The organism is Mesorhizobium sp. M7A.F.Ca.US.005.03.1.1, assembly GCF_003997975.1.
In the GTDB taxonomy this organism is placed as follows: domain Bacteria; phylum Pseudomonadota; class Alphaproteobacteria; order Rhizobiales; family Rhizobiaceae; genus Mesorhizobium; species Mesorhizobium ciceri.
Genome location: NZ_RZRO01000137.1, coordinates 1 through 12,838, shown reverse-complemented (window position 1 = coordinate 12,838; position 12,838 = coordinate 1). Strand labels below are relative to the sequence as shown.

The window sequence follows — 12,838 nt, the reverse complement described above, 5'->3', positions numbered from 1 at the left end:
ACCAGCACCATCGTGTAGGGGCGCACGCCCTCACCGAAAAAGTCCACGAACATCGCGGTCGTCCGATGGATGAGGTCTTCCTTCTGCGCTTTGGAGAGGGCCGCTTGCGGTAGCTTGATGTTGGCGAATGGCATGATGTTTCCTTAGCTTTTCGAGTGTGGAAGTCAGGCAGTCAGGAGAGCCAAGCCGGCCTGGTTGCCGCCTCAGACCACGCCGCCATTGGCGCGGATGATTTGCCCGTTGACCCAGAAGCTGTCCGGACCGGCCAGGAACGAGACCAGCCCGGCAATGTCGTCGGGCTGGCCGAGCCGGCCGAGCGGGATCATCTTGCCGATGGCCTCGATCTGCGCCTCGCTCTTGCCGTCCGTGAACAGCGCGGTCTCGATCGGTCCGGGCGCCACCGCGTTGACGGTGACACGGCGCGCGCCAAGCTCCTTGGCCAGGATGTGGGTCATCGCCTCGACACCCGCCTTTGTGGCGGCGTAAACGCCGTAGCCCGACTGATAAAGACCGACGACGCTGCTGGAAAAATTGATCATGCGGCCGCCGTCGCGAAGCCGGCGCGCACCTTCCCGCATGCCGCGAAACACGCCGCCGAGATTGATCGCGATCTGGGTGTCGAACGAAGCATCGTCGGTCTGCGCGATCGGCGAAATCTTCATGATGCCGGCATTGTTGACGAGGATGTCGATGCCGCCGAACGCCTTCTCGCCGGCGTCGAACAGCACGGCGATGCCGTTCGGATTGGCGATATCGGCCTGCACGGCGATCGCCCTGCCGCCGCCGGTCTCGATCGCGCGGACCAGTTCTTCGGCCTCCGCGCGGCCCCGTGCATAGTTGACGACAACGGCGACGCCGTCACGGGCGAGCCGCTGTGCGATGGCGGCGCCGATGCCTTTGGAGGCGCCGGTCACGATCGCGGTTCTGGTTTGATTTGTCATCGAAGTCTCTCCGCGTTGTTGGTGACACGGATATAGGCCAAGCCGAATTCCGGATAATCATCCACCCATTGACATCACTATTCGGGAACTGCGAACAAAGAGCATGGATCGGCTGGACACGATGCGGCTCTTTGTTCGCGTTCTGGAGCGGCGCAGCTTCACCGCTGCCGCGGCCGATCTCGGCCTGCCGCGCTCAACCGCGACGGAAGCCATCCGGCGGCTGGAGGAGCAACTCGGCGCGCGGCTGCTGGAACGAACGACGCGGCAGGTGAACGCCACCCAGGATGGTGAAGCCTACTATCGGCGCTGCCTGTCGATCCTGGCCGAGATCGAGGATGCCGAGGCCGCCTTCCGCAACGCCGAGCCTTTCGGCCTGCTGCGCATCGACGCCAGCACGCTGCTCACCCGCACATTCCTGTTGCCGCGCCTGCCGGAGTTTCTCGACCGCTATCCCCGCATCGACCTGCAGATCGGCCAGAGCGACCGGCTGGTCGATCTCGTGCGTGAAGGCGTGGACTGCGTGATCCGCGTCGGCGAGCCGCCCGACAGCGGCATGATCATGCGGCGGCTCGCGATGATCCGCGAGATCACCTGCGCCAGCCCCGCCTATCTCGAGCGCCACGGCACGCCCGCCTCCCCCGATGCGCTCGATGGTCACCAGGCGGTGGGCTTTGTCTCGTCGCGCACCGGAGAGACCCTTCCGTTCGAATTCACTGTCGCCGGCAATATCCGTGAGGTGCGGCTGCCCGGCCGCGTCGCCGCCAACAATTCCGATACCGCCGCCGACCTGGCGCGGCTTGGCCTCGGCCTCATCCAGGCGCCGCGCTATCGCTTCGACAAAGACCTGGCCGAAGGGACGCTGGTCGAAGTGCTGGCCGATTATCCGCCATCGCCGACGCCGCTGTCGGCGCTCTACCCGCAGAACAGACAGCTCTCGCCGCGCCTTCGCGTCTTCCTCGACTGGGCCTCACGCATCTTCGCCGAGGCAAACCTGTAGGCTGCAAAACGCGCCACTCGCGATCAACTCGGTTTTGCAAACCCGGCCAGGGACGCATAGCCGCGTACCACGCTCTTGCGTTCTTCGCGCGAAGCGACGGCGTCGATGTCATCAAACCCATGCGGCGCCCGGGCCTCGACCATGTCTATGACCGCTTCCGGCCCGCCTTGCCGATTGGCCAGCACGATGGCCGATGTGGCCGGCCGCCGCTCCCCGTCATACCGTGTTAGCGCGGCTTCGACGGTCGGTCCTGCGGCCAGATGCATCGCAAGGCAACCAGCGTCGAGTATTGCCTGGCTGGCTCCGTTCGACCCCACCGGGTACATGGGATGCGCCGCATCGCCGAGCAGCGTCACCCGCCCGAACGACCATCGTGGCAGCGGGTCGCGGTCGCAGTTCGGATATTCGTAGAAGCCATCCGTTGCCTGGATGATCGAGGCGGGGTCGACAAAATCAAGCTGAAACCGGTCACGCACGAAGGGCAGCACATCGTCGATCACGCCCGGGCGGCTCCAGTCGCCGGGACGCAGCGGTGATGTGCCGCTATCGCCGGTATTGGCCATCACCGCCCAGTTCGTCAGCCTGGTCTCTTCGCGATCCGGCTCGATCGGATAATAGACGAACTTGGCGAAATTGCCGCCGGCAACCGCCATGGTGCGCCCGTCGCGCCAGACCGGCCACGGCGTGGCGCCGCGCCACAGCATCGTGCCGTTCCAGATCGGCGGCCCTTCTTCGGGATAGAGCACGGCCCTGACGGCGGAATGAATCCCGTCGGCGCCTATGAGCAGGTCGCCATGGGCCTCGCCGCGCGAGCCGTCATGCCGGCGGAAATGCGCCACGACCTCGCCCTCGTTCTGCTCGAAGGCATCGACACGGCTTGCCGTGCTGATGACGTCGCCGCCAAGCCTGTTCACCACGGCCCGGTGAATCAGCCCCAGCAGCCTGCCGCGATGAATGCTGATTTGCGGAACCTCATAGCCGGCATCGATGCCCCGCAATTCCTGCCATACGATCTGGCCGAAGCGGTTGGTGTAGACAAGCTCGCGTGTCCTCACCCCCTCCGCGTCGAGCGCCGGCATCAGCCCAAGCCCGGCCAGCGCCTTGACAGCGTGAGGCAGCATGTTGATGCCGACGCCAAGTTCGCGGATGTCGTCGGCCCGCTCGAAAAGTTCGACCTCGATGCCTGCCTCATGCAGGAACAGAGCAGTGGTGAGGCCGCCGATACCGGCCCCGGCGATCAATGCTTTCATCAGTCACTCCCTTGCCGTGAAAAGTCCCCCCGAGCCGGTCAGATGCCCGTCGACTTCGCGACGTCACGGCGATGCACGTGGCCGGGGATATTCGAGTTGCATGGCGACGAGGTCTGCCGTGCGGGCACCATGGCGGGCAGCGATGGCGCGCAGCGTTTCGTCCAGGACTTTTGCCGGTCTCCAGATGGCTTGACGACGAGGCTACCGGCGTTAGGTTTCGTCCGAAATGACATAAATCGGGCGAATACTGCCATGCGCAGGCACGTTGCCGTCGTCGTTCACCCCGGTTTCCAGCTTCTGGATGCGGCCGGGCCGACAACCGTCTTCGAGATTGCGGAGCGCTGCCGCCCGGACAGCTATGAGTTGGTTTTGCTGTCGCCCGGCGGCGGCGACGTTGAAAGCTCCTCTGGCCTGAAGCTTCTCACCAGACCTCTGCGCGACGGCCCTTTCGACACCGTCATCGTATCGGGCGGCGAAATCATCCGTTCCATCGAGGCGATGGAAGAGATCGTCGCCTGGTTGAGGCGGGTGCCGGCGCGGCGCACCACCAGCGTCTGCACCGGCGCGTACCTGCTGGCACGGGCGGGATTGCTCGACGGCCGCCGCGCCACCACGCACTGGGCCAGCAGTCACGACTTCCACCGCCGCTACCCGAAGGTCAGGCTGGATGCCGAGCGTATTTTCATCAGGGATGGCGACATCTGGACGTCGGCCGGCATCTCGGCCGGAATAGACCTGGCGCTTGCCCTCGTCGAAGATGACCTTGGCGCTGAAGTGGCGCGCCGCACCGCACAGCAGATCGTCATGCACCAGCGCCGGCCGGGCGGCCAGTCGCAATTCTCGGCCTTCGTCGAGCTGGGCGGGCGAACCGGCCGCTTCGCCGCGCTGATCGAGTGGGTGCGGGCAAACCTGGCCGAACCGCTGACCGTCGAATGCCTGGCCGATCACGCGGCCATGAGTCCCCGCAACTTCGCCCGCGCCTTCACGTCCGAGACCGGCGTCACGCCGGCAAAGGCGGTAGAGCGCATGCGCCTCGAGACGGCCCGCACGGCGATCGAGACCAGCCATCTCCCGCTTGAGCGCATCGCCGAAGCCGCCGGTTTTGGCGATCCCGGACGCATGCGGCGTGCCTTCCTGCGTACCCTTGGCCAGCCGCCGCAGGCGTTTCGGACGGCCGCCGAACACAGGGGGCTTCAGTGGGGCAGCCAAGCAGCGGCTCTGCCGGCTTAAACGCCGTTCCGGTCCAAAAGCGGACAAAACCGAATGAGCGCACTTGATCCAGACCGAAGTTTCACGAAAATCATTCCAAAGCCGGTTGCTGCCATTCAGTGCGCCACTTTCGGCCTGTTGGACTGGATATTGCGGCGCCTGGCCCAATCGCCGCAGATGACGAACCGGATAGCCATTATGAGGAGACTGTTTATAACGGTCGCTGAAATCGCGATGACCAAGGGGAGACGATGCGCTACATACGTCCGCTTTCAATAGAAGATGCCGTTGGCCAGTTGGCCGGGTCGGCTGGTACGGCCGCCATCCTCGCCGGAGGCAGCGACCTCCTGGTCAGGATGAAGGGCGGCTTTGCCGAACCAGAGTTGATCGTCGACATCAAGGCGATCGATGGCTTGAGCGAGATCCGGGAAACGGCTGAAGGCTTCAGCATCGGCGCCGCGGTCCCTTGCGCCGTCCTGGGAGAGAACACCGCCCTCAAGAAGGCATGGCCTGGTGTCGTCGAGGCGGCCAAGCTGATCGGCTCCAAGCAGGTGCAGGGCCGCTGCACCATCGTGGGCAATCTCTGCAACGCCTCGCCGGCCGCCGACAGCGTGCCGGCGCTGGTTGCCGCCGGCGCCAGGGCAGTGGTCGTCGGGCCGGCGGGCCGGCGCACGATCCCCGTGCAGAGCGTGCCGACCGCGCCGGGCAAGACGTCGCTGGCCAAAGGCGAGATCATCGAGGCGATCCTGCTCGACAAGCGCGAGCCGCGGTCTGGCGATGCCTATCTGCGTTTCATTCCACGCACCGAGATGGACATCGCGGTGGTCAGCGCCGGGGTGAACCTGACGCTCGACGAGCACGGTGTCGTCAAATCGGCCCGCGTGGCGCTGGGCGCCGTGGCGGCGACGGTGCTTCTGGTCGAAGAGGCCGCGGAGGTGCTCGTCGGCTCCAGGCTGGAAGAGGCGACGCTGGAGCGGCTCGCCAAGGTCTGTGCGGGTGCCTGCCGTCCCATCGACGACAAGCGCGGCACTATCGAATTCAGACGAAAAGTTGCGGGTGTGCTGGCCCAGCGGGCCGCCACATCAGCCTATGCACGTGCAGGAGGCAAATGATGGCTGGAATTGCAGTTTCAACGACAATCAACGGCGATGCTGTCGAGTATCTGTGCCAGCCCGACGAGACGCTGCTCGACGTCCTGCGCGATCGGCTGGGGCTGACGGGCGCCAAGGAAGGCTGCGGCACCGGCGACTGCGGCGCCTGCTCGATCATCCTCGATGACCGGTTGGTGTGCTCATGCCTGGTGCTCGGCGCCGAGGCTGAAGGCCGTCGCGTCGAGACCATCGAGGGCATGGCGCATGGCGATACGCTGCACCCGCTGCAGCAGAAATTCCTCGAGCACGCCGCATTGCAATGCGGCATCTGCACGCCGGGCTTCCTGATCGCGGCCAAGGACCTCCTGGCCAAGAACCCCGACCCGACCGAGGAGGAAATCCGCTTCGGCCTTGCCGGGAACCTCTGCCGCTGCACCGGTTACGACAAGATCGTGCGCGCCGTCCAGGATGCGGCCATCGTGATGAAGGGAGCCTGAGATGAATTTCGATCCACGTTTTTCCGGACGTAAATTCGCCTCCGTCGGCACACGTCCGATCCGTCCCGACGGCATCGACAAGGTGACGGGCCGCGCGCGCTACGGCGCCGACTTCAACATGGCCGGCCAGCTGGTCGGGCGTGTTCTGAGAAGCCCGCACGCCCACGCCAGGATCGTCAAGATCGACATTTCGAAGGCGGAAAAGCTCGCCGGCGTCAAGGCGGTGATCACCGCGGCCGACCTGCCGGACCTCACCGATGGCGATGCCGCCATGTACGACGTTCTCGACAATTGCATGGCGCGCACGAAAGCGCTCTATGACGGCCACGCGGTGGCCGCGGTCGCCGCGATCGACGCCCGCACCGCCAGGCAGGCGCTGAAGCTCATCGAGATCGAGTACGAGCTTTTGCCGCACGTCACCGATGTCGACGAGGCGGCGAAGCACACGGCGCCCTTGATCAATGATGCCATCTTCACCGTGGGCCTTGAGGAAAAGCCGGTAAAACCCTCCAACGTCACCAAGCGCAGCCAGTTTGGCCATGGCGATGTCCATCAGGGTTTCGGGCAGGCCGACTTCATCGTCGAGCGCTCCTTCAAGACCGAGCAGACGCACCAGGGCTATATCGAGCCGCATGCCTGCGTGGCGAATTTCAGCTCCGACGGCACCGCCGACCTCTGGGTGTGCACGCAGGGCCATTTCGTCTACCGCCAGCACTGCGCCCAGTTGCTTGGCATGGAAGCCTCGAAACTGCGCGTCACCTCCTCGGAGATCGGCGGCGGTTTTGGCGGCAAGACCCATGTCTGGGCCGAGCCGGTGGCGCTGGCGCTGTCGCGCAAGGCAGGACGGCCGGTGAAGCTGGTGATGACCCGCGACGAGGTGTTCCGCGCCTCGGGCCCGACCAGCGCCACCTCGATCGACGTCAAGATCGGCGCCCGCAAGGACGGCACGATCACCGCCGCCGAAGCGACGCTGCGCTACAGCTGCGGCCCGTATGCCGGCTCCTGGGCCGAGATCGGCGCCATGACCGCGTTCGCCTGCTACAAGCTCGATAACGTCAAGACGGTCGGCTACGAAGTGCTGGTCAACCGGCCGAAGACCGCGGCCTATCGCGCGCCTTCCGCACCCATGGCAGCCTTCGCGGTGGAAAGCGCGGTCGACGAGCTGGCCAAGAAGATCGGCATGGACCCGGTCGACTTCCGGATCAAAAACGCCGCGCAGGAAGGCACACGGTCCTCCTACGGTCCGGTCTACGGACCGATCGGCATCGGCCCGGCGCTCGAGGCGGTGAAGAGCCATCCGCACATGAAGGCGCCGCTGGGCAAGAACCAGGGCCGCGGCATGGCTTGCGGCTTCTGGTTCAACTTCGGCGGCCAGACCTGCACCGACCTCAACATCGGCATGGACGGCTCGGTCTCGCTTGCCGTCGGCACGGTCGACGTCGGTGGTTCGCGCGCGTCGCTGTCGCTGGTGGCGGCGGAGGAACTCGGCATCGACTATTCCCAGGTCAAGGCGATCGTCGCCGACACGTCCAGCCTCGGCTACAACGACATGACGGACGGCAGCCGCGGCACCTTCTCCTCTTCCATGGCAACGATTTCGGCCGCTCGCAACGCGATCAAGATCCTGCGCGAGCGCGCCGCGCAGATGTGGGACATTGCCGTCGACGACGTGGTCTGGGAAAAGGGCCACGCGATCGCCAAGGGCGAGAAGCACGGCAATCTCGGCAAGCTGTCGCTGAAGGAGATCGCGGTCGAGTCGGGCAAGACTGGCGGGCCGATCGCCGGCCACAGCGAGCTCGTCGCCGATGGCGCCGGCGTCTCCTTCGCCACCCATATCTGCGATATCGAGGTCGATCCCGAGACCGGCGCTGCCAGGGTCGTCCGCTACACGGTCGTACAGGATGCCGGCAAGGCGGTGCACCCGACCTATGTCGAGGGCCAGTACCAGGGCGGTGCCGCGCAAGGCATCGGCTGGGCGCTCAACGAGGAGTATATCTACGGCAAGGACGGGCGGCTGCAGAACGCCGGCTTCCTCGACTACCGCATCCCGGTCTGCTCGGACCTGCCGATGATCGACACGCAGATCCTCGAAATCCCCAACCCCAACCACCCCTACGGGGTGCGCGGCGTCGGCGAGACGTCGATCGTGCCGCCGCTGGCGGCGATCGCCAATGCGGTGTCGAACGCCGCGGGCGTGCGCATGACGCACATCCCGATGTCGCCGCCGCGCATCCTGGCGGCGATCGAGGCGGAACGGGAATGGTCGAAGTAACGCTCTGGGGCTCGCTCGCCGCGACCGCCGGAGGCAACAGCAAGGTCGAGATCGAGGCCAAGGACATAAGGGAGCTGTTCAGGAAGCTGGCTGAACAGTATCCCGGCCTCGAGCCCTTGATCGACAAGGGCATCGCGGTTGCGATCGACGGGACGATCTATAGGGATACGTGGTCGAAAAAGCTGCCGGAGGGGGCGGAGATTTTTTTGCTGCCGCGGCTGGCGGGGGGATAGGCGGACACATGGCAGGGTAAAAGGTGCACTGTCACCGTAATTCTAAAAAGTACACTGTCACCGTAATTCTAAGAAGGCCAAAAGCCGCTGTTGGATTCGACCGGGAGGAGGGTCTGATTTGCGCCCCATGCCGGTCATCGCCACGGCTCATCGCCTCTTCTCACGAGCGGACATCTTCGCGACTAGGCTGAAGCTCGCTCGGCGCCGAGAACCCGCAGCGGAATGTCATGGACTCGATGGTCGGCCCTCTCATCTTTCCGTCCGCCCACCGCATATGCGCGACGTCGAAACCCCGGGAAGGATTGCGTTGGTGCGGCGCTGATCAGACTGGTTGCGCCTCTTCAGTGTGGCGTGCGTTCCAATGGCGCAGCAGGACCGGGACCAAAAGCGCCACGCCGAGTAGCGAGGAATAGAGTTCGGGTGCCACCAGAAGCAGGGCGGCGAACACGAGCAGCACGTTTTCCCATGGGCGTGTGCGCACCAGAAGATAGCGCGATAGCGCGGCGCCCAGGCAGGTGATGCCCAGCACGCAGCCGAAAAAGGCGAGGAAGAAGTTCGGCCAGGTGAAATCCTTCGTCACCAGCAGCAGGGACGGTGAGAAGACGAACACGAAAGGAACCAGTGCCTTACCCATCCCCAGCCGGAAGGCGGTGTTGCCGGTCTTGAACGGGTCCGCCCCCGCCATGCCAGCGGCGGCGTACGCCGCCAGCGCCACCGGTGGCGTGATGTCCGCCAGCAGTCCGTAATAGAACACGAAGAAGTGAGCGACGATCGGCTCGGTGCCGAGCATGACAAGCGCCGGCGCCGCGATCGTCACCATAATGATGTAGTTCGCGGTCGTCGGGATGCCGCAGCCCATCAGGATGCAGACGACGCCAGTCATGATCAAGGTGAACAATAGGGTCAGGCCCTGGGCCGAGAAGATCGCCTCGGGGATGAAGGTGCCGAAGAGAAGGGAAAGGTGTCCGGCCGTCGATGTGACGATGTAGGACAGCTTGAAGCCCACTCCGGTCAGGGTGACGACGCCCACGACGATGCCGACGGTTGCGGCAGCGGCTCCGACTGCGAGCGCATATTTGGCGCCGTCGCGCAGACACGTCACGATGTCGGCGACCGACATGCGCCGGCGCGGATTGAGCAAGCCGACGAGAATACACAAGGTGATGCCCCAGAAGGCGGCCATGTAGGGCGTGTAGCCCGAGAGCAGCACGCCGATGAGAACGACGAGCGGGATGATCGTCGGCCAGTCCCGCTTCAGCGCCTCGACGACATCGGGCATCTCGTCCGGCCTGAGCCCCCTGAGGCCGGTTCGCTTGGCCTCGAAATGCACCTGCATGAACACGCCAAAGAAGTGCATGAAGGCGGGCACGATGGCGGCAAGGATGATGGTCGTGTAGGGCAGTTCGAGAAATTCGATCATCAGGAAGGCCGCTGCGCCCATGATCGGTGGCGTCACCTGGCCGCCGGTCGAGGACGCCGCTTCCACCGCTGCGGCGAAATGTTTCTTGTAGCCGAGCTTGATCATCGCCGGGATGGTCAGCGAGCCGACGGTAACGGTGTTGGCGACCGACGAGCCGGAAATCATGCCGAACAGCGCCGAGCCGAAGATCGACACCTTGGCGGGACCGCCGGCGTAGCGGCCGGCGACCCACGCCGCGCAGTCGAGGAAGAGCTGGCCGAGGCCAATGCGGGTGGCGAAGACGCCGAACAGCACGAAGTGGAAGACGTAGGTGGCGACGACGCCGAGCGCGATGCCGTAGATGCCCTGCGTCGTCAGATAAAGGTGATCGACAAGCTGGGAGACGGACGCGCCGGGGTGCACCAGAATGCTCGGCATGTACCGCCCCAACAGCGCGTAGGCCATGAAGACGACGGCGATGATGGGCAGCGGGATGCCGACGGAGCGGCGCGTCGCCTCCAGCAGAAGCAGGATGAGGATAAGGCCGAACACCACGTCGAGCGCCGTGGGATTGCCGACGCGGAAGGCAAGGTCGTCGAGCGGGATCATAGGCACGTGCATGACGACGACGACCGCAGCGATCGCCAGCAGCCAGTCGAAAAGGGGTATGCCGAGCGGCCGCAGGAGGCTGGACCGCGCGGGCTGGTCGTAGCTTTTCTTCACCAGCGGGAAGACGAGGAAGATCAGCGCCAGCACCATCGACAGGTGGATGCCCCGGTGCAGCATTTCCTGCAGCAGGCCGAAACCGGCGGTGTAGTAGTGAAACAGTGACAGCGCCACCAGGAGGAAGCCGACCAGCCAGCCCGCGACACGGGTCAGTGGCCGGAAGCGGATTTCGGAGTCGAATTTCTCCTCCAGTTCGCGAGCGCTCTCCTCATCGAACTCCATTGCGGAAAGCTTGATCTTGTCGTCATCGCTCATGCCGGTTCCGTGTCCTGAATTTCCAGACAAAAGAGGCGGAAAGCATCCCTTCCGCCTCGTTGTTGTCAGCCGGTCCAAATGGCTCTTATTTCAGGGTGCCGACTTCCTTGTAGAATTTCTCTGCGCCGGGATGAAACGGAATGCCAGCGCTGGTAACCGCGTTCTGGAGCGTGATCAGCTTGCCCTTGGCGTGGCCTGCCTGCAGGGCCTTTTGGGTTTCGTCGCTGTAAAGCGACTTGACGATCTTGTAGACGAGGTCGTCGGTCTGCTTGGCGCTGGTCACCCATTGAGCGGCGACGGAAATGGTCTTGGTTTCGCCGACATTTTTGTAGGTGCCTTCCGGCACGGTATCGGTGGAGAAGAACTTCTGCTCGGACAGCAGCTTGTCGGCCTCGGGGCCGGTGATCGGCACCAGCGTGATGTTGTTGGTGGTGGCAAGCTCAACGATTGCGCCGGTCGGATAACCACCGACGAAGAAATAAGCGTCCATGGCGCCATCCTGCAGCCGCTCTCCGGCCGGGCCAGGCTTGAGATATTCGGGCTGCACGTCCTTTTCAGCCAGACCGTAAGCGCCAAGCACAAGTCGCGCATCGACGATGGTGCCGGAGCCCGGCTCGTCAAGAGAGACGCGTTTGCCCTTGAGATCCGCCACCGACTTAATGCCGGCGTCGGCACGCGCGACCAAATGGATCGTCTCGGGATAAAGCGTCGCGATGAGGCGCAGGTCGTCAACCTTGGGCTTGCCCTCATAGAGGCCGGTGCCCGAATGCGCCCAGTAGGCGACGTCGGATTGCGTGAAGCCCGATTCGGACGCGCCCGACTGGATGGCGCTGATGTTGGCCACCGAACCGTTGGAGGACGTGGCGGTGGCGACCAAGCCTTCGACGCCGGCCGCCCCGGTTGCCGAGATGGCGTTGGCGATCAGGCCGCCCACCGGATAGTAGGTGCCGGACGTTCCGCCCGTGCCGATGCGGAAAAACGCCTGCTGCGCGCGTGCCGGCGAAAATCCGGCCGCAGCCAAAGCCAGAGCGCCCGCGCCTATGGAAAAGGTGCGGCGGTTGATCGAAATAGTCATGCTACCTCCCAGTCTAAAAACCGGCAGGATGTTGCAGCGGCCAAGGTGTTGTCAACCTGTACACGCTTTTTGAGAGCGGATCGGTCCTCGCGGGCTGGCCGTGGCGCATCCTCAATAGGTGCAAATTTTGAAGAAGCACCAAAATTCGATCTGAGCCTTTATCATTGGTTGAACGGCAGTAGTTCGCATCCTTGCGCCAAAAGCTGCCTGTCTGAATTCGGCCCAAAAGCAGCCATTCACCTTAACCCGCCCCTATCTCTCCCTCCACAACCCTCAAATAAGCCGTCGCCTTGCCCCCTCCGGCATCTGCAGGATGGTCAAGAGCGTCGTCAGCACGGTCAGGATCAGGGCGCCGAGGATGGTGCCGGTGTAGACACCGCGGCCCCCGAAGATCGAGGTGCCGCCAATGACGGCGGCCACCCCGGCGCCTTCCGCCCGGAAGGCGCGGCAGTCTATGGATACTTGGTCGGCGGTACGGCAGGGTTCAAATCGCCCTGCAGTTCCTTCGGCAGCGGCAGGCTTGAGCATTGCAGGTGCACTTCGCGGGCGAACAGCTTTCGTTGCTTCTGCTCATGCTCCTTGATGGCTGCTACGAGCCCCAGCGAGTATGGACCAAGCAGGACGCCGAAACCCCATCCCGGATGCTCTTTCTCGCGAGCCTCGTAATCCGAAGCCGCCCTGCGGGCCTGCTGGCATGCCGGGGAGGCCCATTTCTGGTCCTGCTGCGAAAGCGACGCCTCATAGTCGACCGGGGAGGTCGCGCACCCAGCCACTGCCGCAGTCAATGCGAGGCAGATTGCGTTTCTCATCCGAAGCCTCTCCTAAGCCTTGTGAAGGGCCTGCATAGACCTGTTCATCCCACAAGGCGATAGCTGCGGTCAGGTGCCCTCCCC

General features: G+C 64.4%; 12 protein-coding genes and 2 pseudogenes. 6 read left to right on the top strand and 8 right to left on the bottom strand.

The genetic code is table 11. The features are described 5' to 3' along the window. Together EN990_RS32615 and EN990_RS32610 are read right to left on the bottom strand one after the other, a co-directional pair. A pseudogene (locus tag EN990_RS32615) lies at positions 1-134 on the bottom strand (tautomerase family protein); the annotation flags it as partial. 69 nt (positions 135-203) lie between these two features. Then, positions 204-941 (bottom strand): SDR family oxidoreductase, encoded by a 738-nt coding sequence (locus EN990_RS32610; RefSeq protein WP_024501705.1) that lies wholly within the window; start codon positions 939-941, stop codon positions 204-206. A 103-nt stretch (positions 942-1,044) separates the two neighbouring features. On the opposite strand from EN990_RS32610, the gene EN990_RS32605 reads away from it, so the two are divergent. Continuing rightward, positions 1,045-1,938: a LysR family transcriptional regulator gene (locus EN990_RS32605; RefSeq protein ID WP_127385279.1), complete on the top strand. Its 894-nt coding sequence runs from the start codon at positions 1,045-1,047 to the stop codon at positions 1,936-1,938. A gap of 23 nt (positions 1,939-1,961) precedes the next feature. Here EN990_RS32605 and EN990_RS32600 read toward each other — a convergent pair whose 3' ends face one another. Then, positions 1,962-3,188 carry a flavin-dependent oxidoreductase gene (locus tag EN990_RS32600; RefSeq protein WP_063168617.1) on the bottom strand — a complete coding sequence of 409 codons (1,227 nt, stop codon included), beginning with the start codon at positions 3,186-3,188 and terminating at the stop codon, positions 1,962-1,964. Between the two features lie 63 nt (positions 3,189-3,251). Beyond that, a pseudogene (locus EN990_RS36415) lies at positions 3,252-3,368 on the bottom strand (transcriptional regulator); the annotation flags it as partial. Between the two features lie 72 nt (positions 3,369-3,440). Between EN990_RS36415 and EN990_RS32595 the strand changes: the two are divergent. The 5 genes from EN990_RS32595 (at position 3,441) to EN990_RS32575 (ending at position 8,490) form a co-directional block, all read left to right on the top strand. Further along, the gene (locus EN990_RS32595) at positions 3,441-4,418 is read left to right on the top strand and encodes a GlxA family transcriptional regulator (RefSeq protein ID WP_164753802.1); all 978 of its coding nucleotides are present in this window, start codon (positions 3,441-3,443) and stop codon (positions 4,416-4,418) included. Positions 4,419-4,648: 230 nt separating this feature from the next. Then, positions 4,649-5,509 carry a xanthine dehydrogenase family protein subunit M gene (locus tag EN990_RS32590; protein WP_063168619.1) on the top strand — a complete coding sequence of 287 codons (861 nt, stop codon included), beginning with the start codon at positions 4,649-4,651 and terminating at the stop codon, positions 5,507-5,509. Then, positions 5,509-5,985 carry a (2Fe-2S)-binding protein gene (locus tag EN990_RS32585; RefSeq protein WP_013530647.1) on the top strand — a complete coding sequence of 159 codons (477 nt, stop codon included), beginning with the start codon at positions 5,509-5,511 and terminating at the stop codon, positions 5,983-5,985. The genes EN990_RS32590 and EN990_RS32585 overlap by 1 nt, the downstream gene beginning before the upstream one ends. Position 5,986: 1 nt before the next feature. Then, positions 5,987-8,257: a xanthine dehydrogenase family protein molybdopterin-binding subunit gene (locus tag EN990_RS32580; protein WP_127370111.1), complete on the top strand. Its 2,271-nt coding sequence runs from the start codon at positions 5,987-5,989 to the stop codon at positions 8,255-8,257. Next, positions 8,245-8,490 carry a MoaD/ThiS family protein gene (locus EN990_RS32575; protein WP_024501711.1) on the top strand — a complete coding sequence of 82 codons (246 nt, stop codon included), beginning with the start codon at positions 8,245-8,247 and terminating at the stop codon, positions 8,488-8,490. Before EN990_RS32580 ends, EN990_RS32575 begins: the two co-directional genes overlap by 13 nt. A 322-nt stretch (positions 8,491-8,812) precedes the next feature. Here EN990_RS32575 and EN990_RS32570 read toward each other — a convergent pair whose 3' ends face one another. From EN990_RS32570 to EN990_RS32555, 4 genes are all read right to left on the bottom strand, one after another. Further along, the gene (locus tag EN990_RS32570) at positions 8,813-10,870 is read right to left on the bottom strand and encodes a TRAP transporter permease (protein ID WP_024501712.1); all 2,058 of its coding nucleotides are present in this window, start codon (positions 10,868-10,870) and stop codon (positions 8,813-8,815) included. A gap of 85 nt (positions 10,871-10,955) precedes the next feature. Next, the gene (locus tag EN990_RS32565; RefSeq protein ID WP_024501713.1) at positions 10,956-11,945 is read right to left on the bottom strand and encodes a TAXI family TRAP transporter solute-binding subunit; all 990 of its coding nucleotides are present in this window, start codon (positions 11,943-11,945) and stop codon (positions 10,956-10,958) included. 273 nt (positions 11,946-12,218) lie between these two features. Then, positions 12,219-12,365, bottom strand: a complete 147-nt coding sequence (locus EN990_RS32560) for a hypothetical protein (protein ID WP_263499075.1) — start codon at positions 12,363-12,365, stop codon at positions 12,219-12,221. A gap of 32 nt (positions 12,366-12,397) precedes the next feature. Further along, a complete protein-coding gene (locus EN990_RS32555) occupies positions 12,398-12,754 on the bottom strand; it encodes a hypothetical protein (protein ID WP_127370500.1) in 357 nt (118 codons plus the stop codon). Positions 12,755-12,838 lie beyond the last annotated feature (84 nt).

Excerpts from the sequence above, each read along its gene's own strand:
- EN990_RS32610 (WP_024501705.1), bottom strand. The coding sequence starts at position 941 with ATGACAAATCAAACCAGAACCGCGATCGTGACCGGCGCCTCCAAAGGC.
- EN990_RS32605 (WP_127385279.1), top strand. The coding sequence starts at position 1,045 with ATGGATCGGCTGGACACGATGCGGCTCTTTGTTCGCGTTCTGGAGCGG.
- EN990_RS32600 (WP_063168617.1), bottom strand. The coding sequence starts at position 3,188 with ATGAAAGCATTGATCGCCGGGGCCGGTATCGGCGGCCTCACCACTGCT.
- EN990_RS32595 (WP_164753802.1), top strand. The coding sequence starts at position 3,441 with ATGCGCAGGCACGTTGCCGTCGTCGTTCACCCCGGTTTCCAGCTTCTG.
- EN990_RS32590 (WP_063168619.1), top strand. The coding sequence starts at position 4,649 with ATGCGCTACATACGTCCGCTTTCAATAGAAGATGCCGTTGGCCAGTTG.
- EN990_RS32585 (WP_013530647.1), top strand. The coding sequence starts at position 5,509 with ATGGCTGGAATTGCAGTTTCAACGACAATCAACGGCGATGCTGTCGAG.
- EN990_RS32580 (WP_127370111.1), top strand. The coding sequence starts at position 5,987 with ATGAATTTCGATCCACGTTTTTCCGGACGTAAATTCGCCTCCGTCGGC.
- EN990_RS32575 (WP_024501711.1), top strand. The coding sequence starts at position 8,245 with ATGGTCGAAGTAACGCTCTGGGGCTCGCTCGCCGCGACCGCCGGAGGC.
- EN990_RS32570 (WP_024501712.1), bottom strand. The coding sequence starts at position 10,870 with ATGAGCGATGACGACAAGATCAAGCTTTCCGCAATGGAGTTCGATGAG.
- EN990_RS32565 (WP_024501713.1), bottom strand. The coding sequence starts at position 11,945 with ATGACTATTTCGATCAACCGCCGCACCTTTTCCATAGGCGCGGGCGCT.
- EN990_RS32555 (WP_127370500.1), bottom strand. The coding sequence starts at position 12,754 with ATGAGAAACGCAATCTGCCTCGCATTGACTGCGGCAGTGGCTGGGTGC.